Below are 14372 nucleotides of genomic sequence, written 5' to 3' on the forward strand. Positions count from 1 at the left end.
CGTAGAAGGCGAACTACTCGGTCGGGCCAAGCATTTACTCGCCCTCGTCCAGCGAGGCAGAGAAACGTAGCTTCGCACGGCTTATCGGTGAAGGACTCGCTGGTGAACGGCGAGTTTCTTTCTTGCGGCCGAGGAATTTCGGCTTGCCGTTGGCGCGCCAGGCATCTGCCAAAGAATCGGTACAGCCTGGCGCATTGCTTTCTCACGCTATGGTTTGCCACAGCTTCAAGCATCGCTTGGATACGGGGGAGCGCTATGATTCCGGCTGCTTTTTTTGGTCAGCCGGCCTTCCTATGCCAGAATGAGATTGATGCCGAAAGCCATGTCACTTCACCTGCCGCCTATTCTGATTGCCTTCACGCTGTGGTTCGTCGCGCTGGCGGCTGGCGACGCGTCGGCACAAGCCGGTCGGCGCGGCTTGCCGCCGATGCTGGTGACGGCCGAAGTGCTGCAGGCGAAAATCGTCGAGGTCGAAAGCAAGCCTGAACTGGACGCCAAGGGTCGTGCCGCTTTGGTCGCGCTTTACCGCGACGCCTTGAGCAACCTGAAAAAGATCGACGCCCACACAGCGCGCGCGGAGGCTTTTGCCGAAACGGTGCGAACGGCACCACGCGAGACCGAACTCGTTCGCCAGCGGACCGCCGCCTTGCAGTCAGCCACCCCGCCGCCAGCCCCGGCCGCCGGTATCGCCGGCTGGCAGATCGAGCGCGATCTCAGACGCGAGGAGGCCGATCTGGCCGCCGTGCAGGCTCTGGCTGCCGACATCGAGCGGCAACTGGCGTATCAGGAGAACCGACCGACGGCGATCCGTCAAGCTCTCGCCAGGGCGCAGGAACAGCAACGGGCGATCGCTGCCGCGTTGCAGAGCGCCGCCGCGGCCGACGACTCGGAAATGCTGGCCGAGGCGAGGCGCTGGAGCCTGGAAACCCGCTATGTCGCGTTGAGCACGTTGATCCAGGCGCTCGACGGAGAACTGCTCAGTCTGCCGATCAAATGGGAACTGCTCGGCGCGGAACGTGACGAGAAGACGGCCAAGGTCGAACGCATCAGCCAGCGCGTCAAGGATCTGAAGGCGCTGAGCAACGCCTGGCGGCTGGACGAGGCCAGGCGGGCGGAAGGTGCGGCGGAGGAGATGCGGCGGACGACGGCCGACCTGGACCCGACGCTGCTGGCGTTCGCCGAGCGGAACGTCGAACTGGCCAGGGAACTCAGCGCGGCCACCCGGCCGCTGGAAACGCTCGAACGCGAGCAGGCGCAGGCCATCGGGATGGCCGAAAGGATCCGGGCCAATCACCGACGCGAACAGGCGGCGACCGAAATCAGCGCGCTCAGTGCCGGACTCGGGCCGCTGCTGCTCGCGCATCGTCAGGCGCTGCCCGACCTGAAGCTTTACGAACGCCGGGCGGGCGAACTTGCGCAGAGGATTGCCGAGGTCAATGTCCGGCGCCTGCGCTACCTCGACGAGGTGGCGCGCTTCGCCGATCGTTCGGCCGCGGTTGCCGAGCTAGCCGCTGGCGTGGCCCATGCGCCGCCCACTTCTCAGCCGGACATACGGCAGGCCTTGATTGGCCAGAGACAGGCGCTGCTGGACCAGCAACTGGCGACCGACGCCAGGTATCTCGACCTCTTGCGCAAGCTGCGCGCCGCCGAGAACGAAGTGCTCGAGACGGCGCGCAGTTACGACAGCTTTCTCGAAAAGCATCTGTTCTGGCTGGACACGCAATCCAGAACGCAAGTCGCCGATTTCCTTCACCTGCCGGCCGAAATCCGCTTGTTGCTGACACCTGAGCGTTGGTCACATCTGGCGCAGGCCGTCGAGCGGCAGGTCGTCGCCGCCCCCGTTTTCTGGCTCGGTGTGCTGTTGTCCCTGCTCCTCGCGTGGAAGCAGGCCAGCCTCGCCAGCGCCATCGAAGGCACCGCCCGCCAGGCCGGCCAACCCGCGCGCGACGGTTTTCGGCACACCTTGCACGCCCTTGCCTGGACGCTTCTGAAGGCGGCGCCCTTTCCCCTGCTGCTGGGCGCCACCGGTTGGCTGCTGCGCGCACCGGAAAGCGGCAGTGCGCTCGCGCACGCTTTCGGTGGCGGATTGATACGCGTCTCGCTCAACGCCTACGTTCTCCTCGCACTGCGCGAGATTTGCCTTCCCGGAGGGCTGGCCACGGCGCATCTGCAATGGCCGGAGCCCGTCGCGCACCGGCTGCGCGTCGAACTGGGGCGCCTGTTCTGGCTCTTCATCCCGGCGAATCTCGTCGGACGACTGGCGCTCGACCTCAACCCGGCGAGCAGCGGCGGGGTCGTTGCCCGGCTGGCCCTGTTGCTGGCAAGCGTGGGGATTGCCCTCTTCGTCTACCGGATCTTCCACCCGGCGCGTGGCGTGTTGACGGAGCAGCGGCGCAAATCCAACGCGGCCTTGTTCTTCCGTTTGCAGCCGATATGGTTCGCCGCCCTGGTCGCGGCGCCCTTCGTTGTCCTCGTCTCGACGTTCAACGGTTACGTTTACCCGGCGGTGATCATGATGAACTCGCTGCTCATGACCTTCTGGCTGGCCTGCGGCATGGTCCTGTTGCATGGCCTGGCCTGGCGCTGGCTGACCTTGCTGCGCCAACGCGCCGGCCTGAGGAGCGCTGGCCAGGAAGGCACGGGCGGCGCTGTCCCGGACAGCGAAACGGCGACGCCCGGCGATTCCGGCGATGCGCCGGCGGCGGCTTACGCTGAGCTCGACCTGGCGGCGATCACCGAGGACAGCCGCGAGCTGCTCGGCATCTTCACCACCTTGCTCGCTCTGGCCGGCCTGCTCGCCATCTGGTCCGCCGTCTTTCCGGCCTTGCGCATCCTCGACGACGTTACGCTGTGGTATGGCTCGGCGACGATCGATGGCGAAGACCGGCGCCTGCCGATCACGCTCGCCGATCTGGGCCTCGCCCTGATCTATCTGCTCAGCATGCTGACCTTCGCCAGGCGACTGCCGGCGGTGCTCGACGTGATCCTGCTGGAACGCTTTCGCCTGCCCTCCGGCAGCCGCTACACCGTCACCACCCTGACCACCTACGGCATCGTCGCCGGTGGCACGCTGCTCACGCTCAACACGCTGGGTGCCCAATGGTCGCAAGTGCAGTGGCTGGTGGCGGCGCTTAGCGTCGGTATCGGCTTCGGCTTGCAGGAAATCGTCGCCAATTTCATCAGCGGCCTGATTATCCTGTTCGAGCGGCCGGTACGGGTGGGCGACCTCATCACGGTCGGCAACACCGACGGCGTGGTGACCAAGATTCGCATCCGTGCGACGACGATTCGTAACGCCGACCGCAAGGAGCTGGTGGTGCCCAACAAGGAATTCATCACCGGCCGCCTGCTCAACTGGTCGCTGTCGGACCAGATTACCCGGGTCGTCGTCAGCGTCGGCGTCGCCTACGGTACCGACGTCGACCGGGCGCACGCCTTGATGCGCGAAGCGGCGGACGAGCATCCGCACATCCTTGCCGACCCGCCGCCGAGTCTGAGCTTCGACGCCTTTGGCGACAATTCGCTGATGCTGACCCTGCGTGCCTTCGTCGACGACCTCGATCATCGAAGTGTGACGATGACCGACCTGCACAAGGCGATCAATCGCAAGTTCGAGCAGGCCGGAGTCGTCATGGCTTTCCCGCAGCGCGATCTGCACTTCGATCCACGGTCGCCGCTGCGTGTCAGGCTCGAAGACGCCAGACCGGCCAAGCCCGACACCGATACGCGCTAGTTGCCGAGCGGCGGAGAACGGCCGCTACCGACTTGCCGGTCGGCCGGGCATCGGTCGGGTTTTGGCGGCCGGCATTGTCCGGGCACGTCGTTGACCGGCCCGGCGTGGCAGTCTCATACTCCTGCGCATGGATTTCAGCTTTTTTTCCTTGCTGCATGTGCTCGTCCTGCTGGCGGTTTCGCTCCGCGTTTTTTCGCGGCGTAGTTCGCATGGCACGGCACTCGCTTGGCTGCTGCTGATCGTCCTGCTGCCGGCAGTCGGCGTCCTGATCTATCTGCTGATCGGCGAACGCCGCCTCGGCAAGACCTGGATGCGAAGGGCGATTGCCTTGCAGCCGCAGATCCTGAGCTGGGCGCGGCGCATTCCCGCCGAGCATGTCGTTGCACCGAGCACCCTGACGACCGGTGCCGAAAGTATCAGCCGACTGGCCACGGGTTCGGTCGGTCTGCCGCTGATGGGTGGTCATCGCCTGCAACTGCTGATCGACAGCGAGTCGAGCATGCGCACGCTGATTGCCGATATCGACGCTGCCCGCCGTTCGGTTCATCTGGAGTTCTACATCTGGAGCGCCGGCGGCTTTGTCGACGACCTCATCACGGCGCTGGTCGGTGCCGCCCGGCGTGGAGTCTCTTGCTGTGCTCTGATGGATTCCCTCGGCAGCCGGCCGTTTTTCAAGAGCGAGGCCTTCGTACGTCTGCAGGAAGCTGGCGTCAGCATCGTCGAAGTGCTGCCCGTCAATCCGCTGCGCGCGCTATTCGTACGCCTGGACCTGCGCGATCACCGCAAGATCGCCGTCATCGACCGCCGTATTGCTTACACCGGAAGCATGAACATCGCCGATCCGGAGTTCTTCAAGCGGGATGCCGGGGTTGGTGAGTGGGTCGACGCGATGGTCCGCGTCGAGGGGCCGGCGGCCTGGGTACTCGAAGCGGTCTCACTGTCGCTGACGGCTTTGCAGACCGGAGCCAACTTTGCCCCGCCGCCGCCGCCCAAACTGCCCAGCACCGGAAGCAGCCACGTCCAGATCTTTCCGTCGGGACCGCAGGCCGCCACACGGCACATCGAACAGCTTCTGCTGGCCGCCATTTACGCCGCGCGGCGCGAGATCGTCCTCACGACACCCTATTTCGTCCCTGGCGAGACACTGCTCACGGCATTGCGCTCGGCCGCCTTGCGCGGCGTTCGCGTCATCCTGATCGTGCCCGAGAAAGTGGATTCACTGTTTGTCCGCTACGCCAGCGATGCTTATAACGACGACCTATTGGCGGTTGGCATCACGATCCTGCATTTTCACGGCGGCCTGTTGCACACCAAAAGCATGGTGGTGGATGAGGAAATCACCATATTCGGAACGGTCAACCTCGATCTGCGCAGTTTCGAGCTAAATTTCGAGGTGTCGCTGATCGCCTACGACCGGACGTTTGCGGCCACCACGCGGAAACTGCAGCGCGCGTACGAAGCGCGGTCGCGGCCGCTGCATCTGGCACAGTGGCGCGCTCGGCCGAAGTGGCGGCGATTGCTCGAAAACGCGGTGCAGGTCATGGGGCCGCTGCTCTGAACTCTCCGGCCAGGCGAACCCGGCTCGCCAGGGCGAAGGGCCGACCGGTAGGCGGCGGGTTTCCAGCGCAACGCTCGGTCGTCACCGCTTCTTGCGACGCGGCTCGCTACCCTCGTGCCGGCTATCGATTGACGCGGAAAAAGCGTTGGAGTACAAACGTCTTCGGTCTCGACTCGGGCCGATACCGGCGAGCGGGCGAATACAACAAGGAGAAGCAAGATGAAAACCCTCGTCATGTCCTTCGGAAGCGCTTTACTGGCCATGGCCGCCGCGACGGATGTCGAAGCGGTCACGTGCGCCAACGGCGTCTATCGTGCCGGCTGCGCCGGCCCGAACGGCGCTGTCGTGGCGCGCAAACCGGTGGCGGTCGTTGCGCCACCGCCCCCCAAGGCCGTGGTCGTCGCTCCGGCGCCGCGGCCCGTGGTCGTCGCCCCCGCTTGTCGTTACGTCAATGGGGTGCGCGTCTGTCGTTGACTTTGACGGCAGGGCCGCGCTAGACGCCGACCGGCAAACACTGTCGAGCAGGAAAATGGGCCAATCTTTTCAGGGAGAATTCGTCATGTCTTTGCAGGGAAAACTCGTCATGTTCCGGCAGACCGCAGCCTACCTGTCGGCCGGCGTACTGGCCGCCAGTCTTGGCGCTTGCGCCGTGCCCGGGCCGCAACCCGGTGAAATCGAGATACGCACCGGGGTCATCGAACAGATCACCCGGGTTCAGCTACCGAGCAATCATCACGCCGGCGTCGGTGCCGTCGTCGGTGGTCTCGCCGGTCTCGGCATCGGCAGCTTGATCGGTGGCGGTACCGGGCGCGATGTCGCGATGGTGGCGGGCGCTATCGGCGGCGCCGTCGCCGGCAACGAAATCGAGAAGAGGTACGATCAACCGGTGCCAGGGCAGCAGGTCATCGTCCGTACCGGCAACGGCGTTCTGGTGTCGATCACGCAGCCGCTCAATCCGAATCTGTTCCAGGGCCAGCGGGTGTATATCGAAGGCTACGGCGAAGGCGCACGCGTCGTGTCGCGCTAGCCGCCATGACCCTTGCGACGATCGGCGAGGACGCGGCCGCCGCTTCACCAGGCGCCACCCTGTGGTGTCTGATAGGTTTGGCTGTCGCCGCGTGCGCACCCGATGCCTGGCGCGCCGACACACCCTATGAAGCGGCGCTCGACCGGGTGCAGCGGCAGTGCGGCAGTGAACGCCTGGGCGGCCGAGGCGTCGGCGCGGACCTGATTCAGGATCCTTATTTTCTGGATTTGAGCTCGCGTTTCTACCATGGCGAAATCAGCCGCGGCGACTACAGCGCAGCCCTTTCCGGATCCTATGGCGCGCCTGCCGACTCGCCGGGAGTCCTTTGTCTGGTGCGGGCCATGACGCAGCGCGACTTGCCTTCGCCATCGCATGGGGTGGATTGACCGCTTGGCGAGCGGCCGGGAACGCTCTGGCCGCGCAGCGCTTTCGACCGGACAGGTGGGGGGACGCTCAGCCGTCTCGGCGCTTTGCCGCCGTCTGGCCGCCTGGCCGTTGCTGGCGCTGCCACTGGTCGCCGCGGCTTGCGCGCCACAGATCGACGAACAGCCAGGGGCCGATACGGCGTCCTTCCGTCCGCACAGCGACGCCTTCCTGCGCTGCGAAGTCAGCGAATCGACCTATCGGGAAGTGATCGGCCGCTGGTTGCGCGCGCGACCGGCCGACGCCCCGCCGTTGCGCGGCCTGTCGCTCGGGCGAGCCTTCCACTTCCCCTGGATCTCGCGCCACCTCGCCGAGTCGGCACTGAGGGATGGCCAATGGGATGCGCGTCGAGGCCGGCCGCGCCACGCTGGGGAAAACCGATGGGTGGCGTCGACGCTGTCGGAGCCCGACTTCCTGGTGCGCCTGGCGATTCCTTTCGCCGGCAGTCCCTACGCGCCGGTCGGCGTGTCGGTCGAGAAAGTCCTGGTCGGCAAAGCGCAGGAGGTCGCACCCGACCTTGCGGCGGGACAGCGGCGGCTGCCGTTCGACGCCCAGATCTGGCTCACTATCGACAGCCGACGATGACCGTCGGGAACGATCCCGGGCGGGCGGTGGCCAAGCGCTTGACGCCGGCCGCTGGCGCCCGATCCACGTTCGGCCGTCAAGCGGCAGGAAGGCTTGCGCTCGGCCGCAGTTGGCGGCAGCGGAAGGACGGAGCGCGGTGAAGTGGACTCCGGCGTACCTGCTGGATCGCCTCGATATCGTCGTGTGGGGCGGTTCGCCGGAGGCGCTGCCGGCCGGCCGGCGGCACGGCTTGCGGCTGCTGCGCCTGGCCATGGTCCTGTTCCGGGATTTGGCCTATGGACAGCTCACGCTGTGGGCGATGAGCCTGGTCTATACCACGCTGCTTTCCTTCGTTCCTCTGCTCGCCTTGAGTTTTTCGGTGCTCAAGGCCTTTGGCGTCCATAACCAGATCGAACCGACACTGGCCCGGCTGCTCGCGCCGCTCGGCGCGAACGCCGACGAGATCAGTCCGCGCGTCATCCAGTTCGTCGACAACACCAACGTCGGCGTGCTCGGCTCGGCCGGTCTGGCGTTATTGCTCTACACGGTGGTTTCGCTGGTGCAGAAGATCGAGGAGTCGTTCAACGCCATCTGGCACATCGCTACCCCACGCAGCATCGCCGAACGCTTCAGCCTCTACCTGAGCGCGCTGCTGGTCGGACCGATACTGATCTTCGCCGCGGTCGGCATCACGGCCGCTACCCTGGACATGGCCGGCGTGCGCGAGTTTCTGGCGCTCGAACCCATCGGCTGGATGGCCGCGCTGATCGGGCGGCTGGTGCCTTATCTGATCGCCATCGGCACCTTCACGGCGATCTACATGGCCGTTCCCAAGACCCGTGTGGACATCGGCCCGGCGCTCGCCGGCGGCTTGGTCGGCGGGCTCCTGTGGCAGATTTCGGGTTGGGCCTTCGCCGCCTTCGTCGCTTCGTCGAGCCAGTACTCGGCGATCTACTCGGGCTTCGCGGTGGTCATCCTGTTCATGTTCTGGCTTTACCTGAGCTGGTTGATCCTGCTCATCGGAGCCAGCGTCGCCTTCTACCGGCAACACCCGGAGTCGGTCGTGGCCACCGGCGGCGAGCCGCGGCTCAGTAACCGCATGCGCGAGCGCCTGGCCCTGGCGATCATGAGTGCGGTCGGCGCGCACTACCTGGCGGGGCGTCCGCCATGGACGCTGGCGCAACTCTGCCAGCTTCTGCGGGTGCCCAAACACGCCGTCGAAACGATGCTCGCCGCCTTGCAGAGTGGCGGCCTGCTGGTGCAGAGCAAGGACGATGCGGGGGGCTATCTGCCGGCCCGCGACCTCGGTGCGATTTCGCTCAAACAGTTGCTGGACCTCGTCCGCTCGGCCGGCGAAAGCCGCTTTCTCGCCCCGGCCGGTCTGCCGGTCCCGGAGCGTGTCGAGCAGATCCTGCAAGGAATCGACGACTCGCTTGGCGCGGCTTTCGAAGGGATCAGCGTACTCGATCTGGCCGCCGAGGCGTCCGCTGCCCGACCCGCGGCGTGAAGTCTCAGGGAGGCGCCTGGCCAGCCATGGCGGGAACCTCGCGCTTTTCCGTTTCCCGCCGATACCGCTCGAGGATGCGCGCCTGCTCGGCCTGCAGGCGATGCCAGGCCTGCGCCAGCAGAGGCGTTCGCGTCTGGCCGATGCGCTGCGGTGCCTCACGCGCCACTTCGTTCTGTGCCGCCACCCAGCGCCGTCCTGCCGGCGTCCGGAACAGTTTCAAGGCGGCGTCCATGTCGCGCTCGGCCAGTTTTTCCCGCCACAGGTCGCGGTACACCTCACGTAAGGACGCTTCGCTGTGCACGCTGGCGCACAGCCCTTCGGCGTAGCGCTCGTAGGCCGCGACCAGCTCGACCCAATGCGGCGAGTCCGGGCCGAGTCCGCCGAAGTAGTCGGGTTGCGACTTGATCAGTTGCCCTGGCGAAACCAGACTCATCTCGTGCAGGCATTGGCGGCCCAACTGCCGGGCCTGATCGGGAACGGCCAGCAGGCTGAGCAACTCGTCGTACTTGCCGCCGGCCATGGCCGGCGGCTTGGCCTGCGCCGCCGCCGGCTGGGCTGATGCGCTCTGCCGTGCCAGGGCAAAGGCCGCGAGCGGGTGCCGGATGGCTTCGCCAACGAAGAGGCGTGGATTCGATTCCGGGAAATCTTCTCGGATCTCGCGCGCGGCGATGGCCGGCCTCGCTCTTTCGAAGGCTTCGACGAACGAATAGGTCTGGCGCAACGCCTGGTCGAAATAGGCTTTGCCGAAATAGGTGAAATCGGCCTCGTTGCTGCAGCCGAAGGAGTTCCTGTCGGCTGCGGCCGCGGTGATCACCAGCGTGTTGTCGTCCTGCAGGGCGTCGACGAAGCCGCCCGCATAGCAGGCCGAGATAACCACGACGCGGCGCTTGATCCCCGATTCGTCGAGCAGTTCGCGCAGGCGTCGGGGATCGAGGGTGTTGAAACGCATGGGCCAGAAATCGAGCACGAACTTGTGATCCGGCGAGCCGTGCGAGGTGAGGAAAAGGAACAGGATGTCCTCGTCGGGATTCATGATCGCGCCGATCCGCCGCAGCGTCAGACCCAGGCTGGTGACACTGGCGATCGGCGATTCGGCGACGCTCTGCGGATTGTTGATCAGCAGCACCGAACGTCCCTCGGTGGCGAAGCGTTCGCGGAACAGCTCGGCCACCGAGCGAACTTCCTTCATGAAGACGTCCTGCCGGGAATAACCCGCCGCGCCGACGAAATACAGATCGGTGACCCCCGGCCGCCCTGGCTGGAGGGCGGCAAGTTTGCGTTCGAGCAGTCGTGGTTGCAGATAGAAAGTGTCTTCGGCGACCAGCGACAGATATTTCCGCTCGAAGTCGCCGCTCGCCTCCTCGTCGTGCGCCTCGATCCACAGCGAACGCTCGTGGTATACGACGCTTGGCGGCACACCGAGGAGCAATCCGGCCGCGGCGGCGATCGCCAGGCGGCGGCTGGCGTGCGGCCTGAGAAAACGGATCGCCGCACCGGCAAAGGCCAGAGCCACCCACCATGGCGGCAGGTAATGAATGGCCGGGCGCCATTCCCTGGGCAGAAAATCGATCGCTTCACCGGTCGCGTGGAAAAGGAGCAGATAGAGCGCCTCGACTGCCACCTGCACGGCGGCGAGCATGGTCAGCAGCGCCAGCGTCCGCCGCTGACGTCCGGCCAGGCAGGCGACACCCCAGGCGGCGACGAGCATCATCGGCACGTGGAACAAGGCGCCGGGCAATCCTTCCTCGGAAAACACTCCGCGCGAGCCGACACGCAGCAGCGCCTCGACGACCGGCAGGGCGACGCCGAGCGCCGTCAGGGCGATGAACTGCGACCACGACGCCGACGGACGGCGCGACGGCAAGGGAAGGAACACGGCCAGACGCAGCCCCAAGCGCAGATGCCGGAGGAAAGCGTGCCACGCGCCAGGCCTGCCGCTTGACCCGCCGCCGGCCACGGCCGGGTCGCGCGGCGCGTTGCTGGGCTTCTCGGTTGGCACCGGCGCGCTGGCGATTCGTTCCCGCAGCCGCGCCAGGAAATCGGCCAACTCGGCAGGCGACGCGAAGGCGCTTTCCGGGACCGGGATGAAGCTGACCTCGTCGAGGTAGATCAGGACATGCCCACAGGCGGTTTCGAGCGAGCGGATCGCCGGCCAGGCAACGAAGCTCGTGCCGTCGGCGCTTGCCCAGTGCAGGCCGTCGTCCTTGGTTTCCAGGACACGTGGCCCGCGGACGAGACAGCTTCCTTCGGCGAGGCGGCGCAAGATGCCATTCTGAAAGCCTAGCTGCTGAACGCCAAGCAGAACGATCCCGCCAAGCAGCGCCGGAGCCAGCCACTTCCCATCGCCGCCGCTCAGCCAGGCTTCGCTGAGCAGCCAACCGATGGCCGCACAGACCAGTATCACGGTCACCTGATGTGCTGCCCGCTGTGTCCATGACGATCGCTGGCGCATCAGGCGCTGCTGGTTGAATTTCAAGAGCGCCGCATACTGATCGGCGCCGAGTTGGTAGGCTAGGGTGGTCGGCATCCTCGTCCTCGCCGGCTTCTTGACAAATTTTCGCAGTGGCCGCCTCCGGAGCAAGCCGGTATCGCGGCGCCTGGCGCATGGTAGCACGCCGGCAATTTCGTTCTTGGCCGCCGGCAGGGCGACGGCGATACGCCGGTCCAGCCGACGCAGGCAGGCGAGATCGGCAATGGGTCGATGAAACCCGGGCTGGCGGTGATGTCTACGGGAATCCCCGCCGTCCTCATCGAAAGATCACGGCGCCGTGACGGTCGCCCGCAGGCAGAGCCGAAGCAGTGAGCTCGACAAGCACGGCGCGGCCGGGCGAGATAACCGAGCAATTCCTGGCAAACGACCCGCTGAAGCAGGAAGCGCTCGATACCGGACGCGTCTGCTCGCGCCGCTCCAGGTTGGCGTCGATCTGCCCGGCCAATGCCGCAAGGTCCTCGCGCAGTTGGCGTAGGGAAGACTTTGCCATTCGCTATCACCTCTTGCGATCCGGGACCTGATCGATCACCGTGAACACGCTGAGCGTCTCCAGCAGTTGCGCCAACGGTCCCCGCGGTGGGACGCGAGGTATGCGCCCGTTGATGACGAACAACTCACCCGGCCGGCGGCCGGGTGACGAGGCTTGGGCGGTTTCCGAGTGGCTGCGCGGACCGTTCAGGCAGGCTGGCGCTGCGATCGGCCAAACGCCGGTTTTGTCTTGTCTGCGCCAAGCAGCCGAAAGACGAACACGGCGAGAAACAGCGTACCGACGGCGAACAAGATGTCTCCCGGCACGCGCAACCAGACGAAGCTTTCCATCATCGTGCTGTGTACGAATTCCGGCGAACGCGCGTACCAGACGCCGTGCGTGAGGCTTGCCCAGGCCTGGGCGATCCCTGCCGGAACCAGCGACAGGAAGACCATCATCGCCAGGCCGATGTTCAGCGACCAGAAGGTCCAGGCGAGCAGCGTGTCGGACCACGCGGCGTGCGGGAACAGGCCGCGCAGGCAGAAGAGCATCAGTCCGATGCCGAGCATGCCGTAGACTCCGAACAGTGCGGCGTGGCCGTGGGCGGCGGTCATGTTCATGCCCTGCATGTAGTAGAGCGCGATCGGCGTGTTGATCGAGAAACCGAGCAGGCCGGCGCCCACCACGTTCCAGAAGCCGACGGCGATGAAGCAGAAGATGGGCCACTTGTAGGCAGCGACCCACTCTGCGGCCTTCGAGCGCTGGTAGTTCCGGTAGGCGTCGACGCCGAGCATGGCCAGCGGCACCACTTCGAGCGCCGAGAACATCGCGCCGATGGCGATCACCGAAGTCGGCGTGCCGGTGAAGTAGAGGTGGTGCAGCGTGCCGAGGATGCCGCCGAAGAGGAAGATGATCGTTTCGGCGATGATCGCGGTGTTCGCCGTTGCGGCGCGGACGAGGCCGAGGCGGGTGAACAGGAGGGCGATGACGGCCGTGGCGAACACCTCGAAAAAGCCTTCGACCCACAGGTGCACCAGCCACCAGCGCCAGTACTCGATCATCGAATAGTGCGTATGCCGGCCCCAGGCCAGCGAGGTGGCGTAGAAGCCGCCGATGCACATCGCGGACAGAAAAACCATGGCGATCAGGCCGCGCGACTCGGACGGCTTCTTCAGTGCCGGCCACAGACTGCGCCCCAGCAGCGTGACCCAGACGAGCAGGCCGGCGAACAGCAGCAGTTGCCAGACGCGTCCCATGCTGGTGAATTCCAGCCCCTGGTTGCCGATCCAGAAGGCGTACTCGTTGCCCGGGTTGCGCAGGGTGCCGATCCAGCCGGTAACGGTGGAGCCGGCGACGATGAAGAGCAGCGCGTAGAACAGCAGGTTGACGCCCAGCTTCTGATACCTCGGCTCATGGCCGGAAATGGCCGGCGCGATGTAGAGGCCGGTCGCCAGCCAAGCCGTGGCGATCCAGAGAACGGCGAACTGGGTGTGGATGGTGCGGCTGACGATGAAGGGCAGGATCTGGCCGACGGGAATGCCGAACAATGCCGTACCTTCGACCGCGTAGTGCGCGGTGAGCACGCCCATGCCTACCTGCGCCAATATCAGCGCGACGACCACGAAGAAGTACTTGCCGGTGGCCCGCATCGAAGAGGTCGGCGTCAGGCTGAAGAGCGGATCGACCGGCGGCGGCACCGGGTCGCCGGCCTCATGGCGCGCCTGGTGGAAGGCCATGGCGGCGATGGCGCCGATCATCAGGATGATGCTGGCGATCGACCAGATGCCGGTGCCTGCCGTCGGTGTGTTGCCGACCAGTGGCTCGTGCGGCCAGTTGCTGGTGTAGGAAAGGCCCGTCTCGCCCGGGCGGTCGGTCGCCGCCGACCACGCGCTCCAGAAGAAGAAAGCGGCCAGCGCCTCGCGGTCGGCCACTTCCTGCAGCGTCGCTGGCAGCATGGCGTATTGCTCGCGTCGTCCTTGCAGCGACACCTCGTCGCCGAACAGGCCGACGTAGTGCCGGGCGACCTGTCTCACCGCTTCGGCGCGTTCGGCGGAAAGGGTGATGACGTTCGTCGCGGCGTCGTGCGTGTTGCGCCGCATTTCCGCTTTCAGCTGCGCGTCCAGCGCCGCCTGCTGGCCGGCCTGCAGATTGGCGTAGGCGGTGCCGTGAAGTTGCTGTGCCCGCAGTTCGCGCAGGGCGATGGCTTCACGGTGCAGCCAGTCGGCCGACCAGTCCGGTGCCAGGTAGGAACCGTGCCCCCAGACCGAGCCGAGCTGCTGGCCGCCGGCAGCGAGCCAGGCTTCTTGTCCACGCTGGATGCTGCCTTCGGAGAAGACGATATCGCCCGTGGCGCTGGCGACCTGCCTGGGGATCGGTGGTGCGCTGACGTAGATCTCGCTACCCACCCAGCCGAGTGCGGCGAAGGAGAGCACAAAGATCGCCGCCAACCAGGTCCATAGCTTGCGGGTGGCGTGCATGTTGAATGTCCTTTCTCAGTAACAAGTGATTGACGGAGGCCGGGAGGGCCGGGTGAGCGCGATGGTTTGAATAAGATGCATATTATTTGACTCTTTTAAAAGATGCAACAAATATGAATCTTT

Annotated in this window: 10 protein-coding genes; 7 read left to right on the plus strand and 3 right to left on the minus strand. The window is 65.8% G+C overall.

The features are described from left to right. Nucleotides 1-322: 322 nt before the first annotated feature. The 7 genes from Q1M07_RS10970 to Q1M07_RS11000 all read left to right on the plus strand — a co-directional run bounded on the left by Q1M07_RS10970 (nt 323) and on the right by Q1M07_RS11000 (nt 8812). Nucleotides 323-3733 (plus strand): mechanosensitive ion channel domain-containing protein, encoded by a 3411-nt coding sequence (locus tag Q1M07_RS10970; protein ID WP_300453897.1) that lies wholly within the window; start codon nt 323-325, stop codon nt 3731-3733. A 127-nt stretch (nt 3734-3860) separates the two neighbouring features. Beyond that, on the plus strand, nt 3861-5291 hold the full coding sequence (gene cls, locus Q1M07_RS10975) for a cardiolipin synthase (RefSeq protein WP_300453898.1): 1431 nt from the start codon (nt 3861-3863) through the stop codon (nt 5289-5291). 219 nt (nt 5292-5510) lie between these two features. Next, on the plus strand, nt 5511-5765 hold the full coding sequence (locus Q1M07_RS10980) for a hypothetical protein (RefSeq protein WP_300453899.1): 255 nt from the start codon (nt 5511-5513) through the stop codon (nt 5763-5765). A gap of 55 nt (nt 5766-5820) precedes the next feature. Further along, nucleotides 5821-6318 (plus strand): glycine zipper 2TM domain-containing protein, encoded by a 498-nt coding sequence (locus tag Q1M07_RS10985; RefSeq protein ID WP_300453900.1) that lies wholly within the window; start codon nt 5821-5823, stop codon nt 6316-6318. 5 nt (nt 6319-6323) lie between these two features. Next, nucleotides 6324-6704 (plus strand): hypothetical protein, encoded by a 381-nt coding sequence (locus Q1M07_RS10990; protein WP_300453902.1) that lies wholly within the window; start codon nt 6324-6326, stop codon nt 6702-6704. Then, nucleotides 6691-7326 carry a hypothetical protein gene (locus Q1M07_RS10995; RefSeq protein ID WP_300453903.1) on the plus strand — a complete coding sequence of 212 codons (636 nt, stop codon included), beginning with the start codon at nt 6691-6693 and terminating at the stop codon, nt 7324-7326. Before Q1M07_RS10990 ends, Q1M07_RS10995 begins: the two co-directional genes overlap by 14 nt. A 136-nt stretch (nt 7327-7462) precedes the next feature. Further along, nucleotides 7463-8812: a YhjD/YihY/BrkB family envelope integrity protein gene (locus tag Q1M07_RS11000; protein ID WP_300453904.1), complete on the plus strand. Its 1350-nt coding sequence runs from the start codon at nt 7463-7465 to the stop codon at nt 8810-8812. Between the two features lie 4 nt (nt 8813-8816). Here Q1M07_RS11000 and Q1M07_RS11005 read toward each other — a convergent pair whose 3' ends face one another. The 3 genes from Q1M07_RS11005 to Q1M07_RS11015 form a co-directional block, all read right to left on the minus strand. Next, nucleotides 8817-11339: a C13 family peptidase gene (locus Q1M07_RS11005; RefSeq protein WP_300453905.1), complete on the minus strand. Its 2523-nt coding sequence runs from the start codon at nt 11337-11339 to the stop codon at nt 8817-8819. A 220-nt stretch (nt 11340-11559) separates the two neighbouring features. Next, a complete protein-coding gene (locus Q1M07_RS11010; RefSeq protein ID WP_300453907.1) occupies nt 11560-11793 on the minus strand; it encodes a hypothetical protein in 234 nt (77 codons plus the stop codon). Nucleotides 11794-11978: 185 nt separating this feature from the next. Beyond that, nucleotides 11979-14249: a nitric-oxide reductase large subunit gene (locus tag Q1M07_RS11015; protein WP_300453908.1), complete on the minus strand. Its 2271-nt coding sequence runs from the start codon at nt 14247-14249 to the stop codon at nt 11979-11981. Between the last annotated feature and the right edge of the window lie 123 nt (nt 14250-14372).

This window comes from Accumulibacter sp. (assembly GCF_029255285.1).
In the GTDB taxonomy this organism is placed as follows: Bacteria; Pseudomonadota; Gammaproteobacteria; order Burkholderiales; family Rhodocyclaceae; genus Accumulibacter.